Source organism: Enterococcus alishanensis (assembly GCF_019218635.1).
GTDB lineage: Bacteria > Bacillota > Bacilli > Lactobacillales > Enterococcaceae > Enterococcus_A > Enterococcus_A alishanensis.
This window is the reverse complement of record NZ_JAHUZB010000043.1, coordinates 1-420: the sequence shown is the minus strand read 5'-3', so window position 1 is coordinate 420 and position 420 is coordinate 1. Positions and strand designations below refer to the sequence as shown.

The 420-nt window shown below is 73.3% G+C and carries 1 protein-coding gene; it reads left to right on the top strand.

The window, feature by feature from the left end; all coding sequences use genetic code 11:
* Window positions 1–89: 89 nt before the first annotated feature.
* Window positions 90–420: ABC transporter permease (locus tag KUA55_RS18200; protein ID WP_425514635.1), on the top strand; the 331-nt coding region annotated here is incomplete at its 3' end.

Here is a 420-nt window from a genome sequence, read left to right as displayed (position 1 = left end):
GGCGGCGCGCTGAGCATGGTGCTGCTGGTCCTGACCCTGATCCTGGTGGCGCTGGCAAACCGCGCCGCCGTTCCGCCCGGAGGCGCACGATGATCGCCCGCTGCCTGATCCGCCTGTCCGCCCTGGGCGTGCTCGCCTACCTGGCCCTGCCGCTGCTGGTGATCCTGGGCGCGTCCTTCACGGCCACGCCCTACCTGGCCTTCCCGCCGCAGGGATGGACGCTGGACTGGTATCGCGCCATGCTGGCCGAGCCCGGCTACGCGGCGGCTTTCGCCACCAGCACCGTGCTGGCGCTGGCCGCCACCGCGGCGGCGGTGCTGCTTACGGTGCCCGCCGCCCTGGCGCTGGCGCGCCACGAATTCCCGGGCAAGGCGGCGCTGTCGTCGGTGCTGATGTCACCGCTGGTCCTGCCGCACATCG